This is a genomic window from Flavobacterium sp. (assembly GCF_044361065.1).
In the GTDB taxonomy this organism is placed as follows: Bacteria; Bacteroidota; Bacteroidia; order Flavobacteriales; family Flavobacteriaceae; genus Flavobacterium.
Window position 1 is genome coordinate 1 of record NZ_JBIKJI010000140.1, and the last position, 5724, is coordinate 5724.

At 30.5% G+C, this 5724-nt stretch carries 7 protein-coding genes; 2 read left to right on the forward strand and 5 right to left on the reverse strand.

The window, feature by feature from the left end:
• Positions 1–9 precede the first annotated feature (9 nt).
• The 4 genes from coaBC to dapA all read right to left on the reverse strand — a co-directional run bounded on the left by coaBC (position 10) and on the right by dapA (position 3330).
• Positions 10–1221, reverse strand: coding sequence for a bifunctional phosphopantothenoylcysteine decarboxylase/phosphopantothenate--cysteine ligase CoaBC (gene coaBC / locus ACIQ11_RS08465; protein ID WP_396154219.1), 1212 nt, complete (start codon positions 1219–1221; stop codon positions 10–12).
• Between the two features lie 15 nt (positions 1222–1236).
• Positions 1237–1551, reverse strand: a complete 315-nt coding sequence (locus tag ACIQ11_RS08470) for a DNA-directed RNA polymerase subunit omega (RefSeq protein ID WP_353078717.1) — start codon at positions 1549–1551, stop codon at positions 1237–1239.
• 8 nt (positions 1552–1559) lie between these two features.
• The gene (locus tag ACIQ11_RS08475) at positions 1560–2366 is read right to left on the reverse strand and encodes an outer membrane protein assembly factor BamD (RefSeq protein ID WP_396154220.1); all 807 of its coding nucleotides are present in this window, start codon (positions 2364–2366) and stop codon (positions 1560–1562) included.
• 85 nt (positions 2367–2451) lie between these two features.
• On the reverse strand, positions 2452–3330 hold the full coding sequence (gene dapA / locus ACIQ11_RS08480; RefSeq protein WP_396154221.1) for a 4-hydroxy-tetrahydrodipicolinate synthase: 879 nt from the start codon (positions 3328–3330) through the stop codon (positions 2452–2454).
• 138 nt (positions 3331–3468) lie between these two features.
• On the opposite strand from dapA, the gene ACIQ11_RS08485 reads away from it, so the two are divergent.
• Together ACIQ11_RS08485 and ACIQ11_RS08490 are read left to right on the forward strand one after the other, a co-directional pair.
• The gene (locus ACIQ11_RS08485; RefSeq protein WP_396154222.1) at positions 3469–4230 is read left to right on the forward strand and encodes a 5'-nucleotidase C-terminal domain-containing protein; all 762 of its coding nucleotides are present in this window, start codon (positions 3469–3471) and stop codon (positions 4228–4230) included.
• Between the two features lie 5 nt (positions 4231–4235).
• The gene (locus ACIQ11_RS08490) at positions 4236–5153 is read left to right on the forward strand and encodes a bifunctional metallophosphatase/5'-nucleotidase (RefSeq protein WP_396154223.1); all 918 of its coding nucleotides are present in this window, start codon (positions 4236–4238) and stop codon (positions 5151–5153) included.
• 3 nt (positions 5154–5156) lie between these two features.
• Here the strand turns inward: ACIQ11_RS08490 and ACIQ11_RS08495 are convergent.
• Positions 5157–5724, reverse strand: a 568-nt coding sequence (locus tag ACIQ11_RS08495) for a helix-hairpin-helix domain-containing protein (RefSeq protein WP_396154224.1), incomplete at its 5' end; no start/stop codon positions are given.

A 5724-nucleotide genomic window follows, 5' to 3' on the forward strand; every position in this document is an offset into this window, starting at 1 on the left:
ACTAAAAATTTAATTCGCATATTTTTTTACAATTAGGTTAACAATATCTTCGGCAACTAATTCTTTTGATTTTAATGGAATATCAAATATATTAAATTCTTTATCAATAAAAGTAACTTTATTGGTAGGTTTTCCAAATCCAGCACCTTCATCGTTTAAAGAATTTAAAACGATAACATCTAAATTCTTCTTTTGGATTTTACTTTTAGCATTCTCAATTTCATTTTCTGTTTCTAAAGCAAATCCAATTAAAAATTGATTCTTTTTAATTTGACCTAAAGATAATAAAATATCTTGATTCTTTTCCAATTCTATAGTAAACGTAGCTTCATCCTTTTTTATTTTCTGAGAAGCAATATTTTTTGGCTTATAATCGGCAACTGCCGCAGCTGCGATTACAACATCTGTATTTTCAAAATAGTGATGACAAGCAGTAAACATTTCGTCAGCTGAAGTAATTCTGATAATTGACACTAAACTATGTTGCAATTGCATATGAGTTGGACCTGAAACCAATACCACTTCTGCACCTAAATTGGCAGCTGCAAGCGCAATATCATAGCCCATTTTTCCTGTAGAATGATTGCCTATAAATCGAACTGGATCTATGGCTTCATATGTAGGACCTGCGGTTACTAAAACTTTTTTACCTTTTAGTGGTAATTTACTTTCAATATCTTTTTCAATAAATTGAAGTATATTTTCTGGCTCGGCCATTCTTCCTTCACCACTTAATCCACTGGCTAATTCACCGCTTTCTGCAGGAATTATTGTGTTTCCAAAACCTTTTAAAGTTTCAAAATTCGTTTTCGTTGTGGGATGAATATACATATCCAAATCCATTGCTGGAGCAAAATATACTGGGCATTTTGCAGATAAATAAGTAGCTAAAAGCAAGTTATCACAAGCTCCTGAAGACATTTTAGAAAGTGTATTCGCTGTAGCTGGAGCAATAAGCATAAAATCGGCCCAAAGCGCTAATTCTACGTGATTGTTCCAAGTTGCATTTTCATCTTCTTTATTGTAAAAAGTAGAAAATACGGGATTTTTTGAAAGTGTCGATAAAGTTAAGGGTGTAACAAAATCAACAGAAGCAGGTGTCATGACAACTTGTACATGTGCACCTGCTTTTATAAGTAACCTAACCAATGAGGCTGTTTTATAAGCTGCAATTCCGCCAGAGATACCCAGCAAAACATTTTTACCCTTTAAAACAGACATTAATTAAAGTTTTAATTATTTAGTATCTCTATGATAAATTTTATCTTCTAACCATTCTTGAACAGCTAAAGCGTGTGGTTTAGGTAATTTTTCGTAATATTTAGAAACTTCAATTTGTTCTTTATTCTCGAAAACTTCTTCTAAACTATCATTATAAGTAGCAAATTCATCAAGCTTATCTAATAATTCTTTTTTAATTTCAGAATTAATTTGATTGGCTCTTCTTGCTATTATAGTAATTGCTTCATATACATTTCCAGTTGGTTCTTCAATTACACTTTTGTTGTAAGTTACTGTGTTTACTGGAGCATTTGTTTTCTTTAAATCCATAATAATGATTAATTTGTATATTGTTTCAATTCTTTTTCTACGGTTTCAAGCATTTTATTTGATTGTTGTAAATACTTGGTATCTGCTTTAAATTTTACTAAATTTTGGTAATACGTTTTAGCTGAATTTAATCTTTCTTGTTTTTTTGAAGGAATACTATTTGTTGCTAATTTATACATAGCATCATATTTATAAAATAAAGCATCTTCTTTATATTTTGAACCTGGAAAATTAAACACGAAATTGTCCAAAGCTATAATTGCAGCATTGTAATCTCTTGTAAACTCGCCAATTGTATTGTATTGTTTTGCGATTTCAAATGCTTTTAATTCTAATTTTTCAGACATTACTTTTACAATTTCATTTGCCTTTGGCAAGTATGTTGAATTTGGGTATTTATTTACAAAAACCTGAATTTTACTTAATGCTTTATCCGTATCCACTTGATCTAAACTATAAATCGGAGATACTTTACTGTAACATTCTGCCCCATAAAAAGCGGCTTCTTCAGCCAATGGACTTTTTGGATAACTACTTGAAAATCTTTCAAACTCGTAAGCAGCAGAAATATATTGTTTGGTATTATACAATGCCTGAGCATAACTATAAAAAGCAGCTTCACCCTGAGGTTTTGCTCTTAATGCAGAAGCAAATTGCTCAAACAATCGTATTGCTTTAGAATACTTTTTCTTTTCAATTTGTTCAGTAAACACTTTTGTTTTGAATTCCACATCATCAGATTTCATAGCCTTTTGATAAGGACTACAAGATGAAATTGAAAGTATTACTAAAAGTATATATATAAATTTGTTCATATTTGATGTTGCATTATGCCTTTTACGCAGTTTGAAAAAGCAACTGCAAAGGTAGATATATTTTTACGTTTTACAAAAAAGATTTTTATCCTAAGTTTTTAATAAAATTAGCTAATCTTACAGACAAATTTTCATCTACATTTACCAATGGTAAACGTACTGTGTTTTCAGACAAACCTAAGTGTTTAAAGACTTCTTTAATACCTGCAGGATTTCCTTGTTCGAAAATCATATCTATAGAATCAGCTAATTTGTAATGTAATTTATACGCTTCATCTACTTTTTTGTTTAATCCCAATCGAACCATTTCTGAAAATTCTTTTGGAAAACCTTCCCCAATTACAGAAATTACTCCAGCACCACCAGCTAAAACCATTGGTAAAGTAATCATATCATCACCAGAAATTACTAAAAAGTCTTCAGGTTTGGTTTGAATTAACTTCATTGCCTGCACAATATCGCCAGCAGCTTCTTTAATTCCAATAATATTTTTAAAATCGTTTGCTAATCGTATCACAGTAGCAGGAAGCATATTGCTTGAAGTTCTTCCTGGCACATTGTACACAATAACTGGTATTGGAGATGCTTCAGAAACAGCTTTAAAATGCTGATAAATACCTTCTTGTGTAGGTTTATTATAATAAGGCGAAACAGACAAAACAGCAGCAAACTGAGACAAATTTCTTATCTTTAATTCCTCAACCACTTTTGCAGTATTGTTACCTCCTACTCCTAAAACCATTGGTACTCTGCCTTTATTTGCAGCAACAATAGTTTGAATAACGACTTCTTTTTCTTCTGCATTTAACGTAGCGCTTTCAGCAGTAGTTCCTAATATTACTAAATATTCTACTCCGCCTTCAATTACGTGATTTGTAATTTTTGTTAACGCTTCTGTATCAACAGAAAAATCTTTTTTAAAAGGCGTTACCAAAGCTACACCAGTACCTATTAATGATTGCATATTATATTTTTTAAGTTTTTTAAAATATTTTAATAATTCAGAAATAAATTCAAAATAATTTTATAAATCATTGTAACTTTACATCTTTTACAAAATTAAAATAATCTATTCAAATAAATGACATTCAAAAGTAAAAATATGAAACCTCTTTACATAATTTTTGTTACAACTTTAACATTATTAGGAGCTGTTTCTTGTAAAACAAAAAAATATATCAATTATCAAATTGAAGGAGAAAAAATTGAAGTCGCTTCAAAATACACTTCAAATGAGACTATTGAATCTTATATCTCACCTTACAGAGCGCATATAAATACCGATTTAGATAGTGTAATTTCTTTTACCAATGAAACTTTAGACAAAACTAAAGGCGAATGGCAAAGTAATATTGGAAATCTTATGGCTGATGCGTGTATGGAATTTGCTTCTCCTGTTTTTAAAAAACAACAAAACAAACAAATTGACATTGTGCTTTTAAATAGTGGCGGTATTAGATCGATTATTCCAAAGGGAAATATCAGCAAAAGAAATGCCTTTGAAGTGATGCCTTTTGAAAACAGCTTAATTGTTGTAGCACTTAAAGGTGAAGAAATTATTGCAATGGCAAAACGTATTATCAAAGAAAAAAAACCACATCCACTCAACGGTTTAAAAATATTTCTGGATAAAGAAAATACTATTACAAAGGTTCTTTTTAATGATAAAGCCATCGAAAATAACACAATTTATTACGTAGCCACTTCCGATTATTTAGCTAACGGTGGAGACAGTATGATATTCTTTCTTAAAAATGAAGGTAGTTTTGATTTAAATTATAAAATAAGAAATGTATTGATTGATTACTTCTACAAATACAAAACTATTGAAGCTTCAACCGTTCAAAGAATCATTAAAGAATAACTCCTATGAAAAGAAGAAATTTCATCAAAAACACAGCTGCAACTTCAGCACTACTTTCATTTAGCGGACTTTCATTGTCGAGTTTTTCTACGGTAAGAGAGAAAAAAATAACCATCTTGCACACCAATGATGTGCACAGTCATATTGATCCATTCCCGGAAAATCATCCAAGAAACCCTTCTATGGGAGGTGTGGCAAGACGTGCAAATATTATTGAACAGATTAGAAAAGAAGAAGAAAATGTATTGTTATTAGATGCTGGTGATATTTTTCAAGGCACGCCTTACTTTAATTATTATGGCGGCGAATTGGAATTTAAGTTAATGAGTATGATGAAATACGATTTGGCAACATTAGGAAATCACGATTTTGACAATGGAATTGATGGCTTTTTCTCTCAATTACCAAATGCTAATTTTGACTTTGTTTCTGCAAATTATGATTTTAAAAATACCGAGTTAAACGGAATTGTAAAACCTTACAAAACCTTTTTAAAAGACGGAATAAAAATTGGTGTTTTCGGTTTAGGTATTGAATTAGAAGGTTTAGTGGACAAAAAATTATATAAAGAAACCAAATACTACAACCCAATAGAAGTCGCTACAGACATTACCAAAACACTCAAAGAAACTGAAAAATGCGATTTAATAATTTGTTTGTCGCATCTTGGATTTGACTACAAAAATGAAAAAGACAAACCTTCGGATCTTAAATTAGCTGCAGCTACAAAAGATATTGATTTAATTATTGGCGGGCACACACACACCTTTTTAGACAAACCCGTAATAAAAACAAATAAAGTTGGTAAACAAGTAGTGATCAACCAAGTTGGTGCCTATGGAATAAATTTAGGCCGAATTGATTTTTATTTTAGCGACGAAACCAAATACATTAGTAAAGAAAAAAACATTGTAGTGATTTAATTCTTAACTATTTATCATTTTTTGAAATTGGTATTCGTCAATAATTTCAATTTTTAACTGGTTGGCTTTTTCTAATTTAGCAGGTCCCATATTGGCTCCGGCGATAACATAATTGGTTTTCGCAGAAATAGAACTTCCTACTTTTCCGCCATAATCTTCAATAGCTTTTTTCAAATCGTCTCGAGAGAAAACTTCAAAAACACCAGAAACAACAAATATTTTTCCTTCTAAAATATTGGAAACTGCTGTTGAAATCTCATTTAATTCAAACTGAATGCCTACTGTTTTTAGTTTATTAATAATATCTTTATTTTCTGAGTTCTGGAAAAAATCCATCACACTTTGTGCAATTCGTTCCCCAATTTCATCTACTGTAACTAAATCAAGTAAATCAGCTTTAGCTAAATTATCAATGTTTTTATAATGTTTAGCTAATTTTTTAGCGACCGTTTCGCCCACATATCGAATACCTAATGCATATAAAACTCGATCGAATGTAATTGCTTTTGAATTTTCGATTCCTAAAATTAGATTATCGGCAGATTTATCCGCCATTCTTTCCAAAACTACA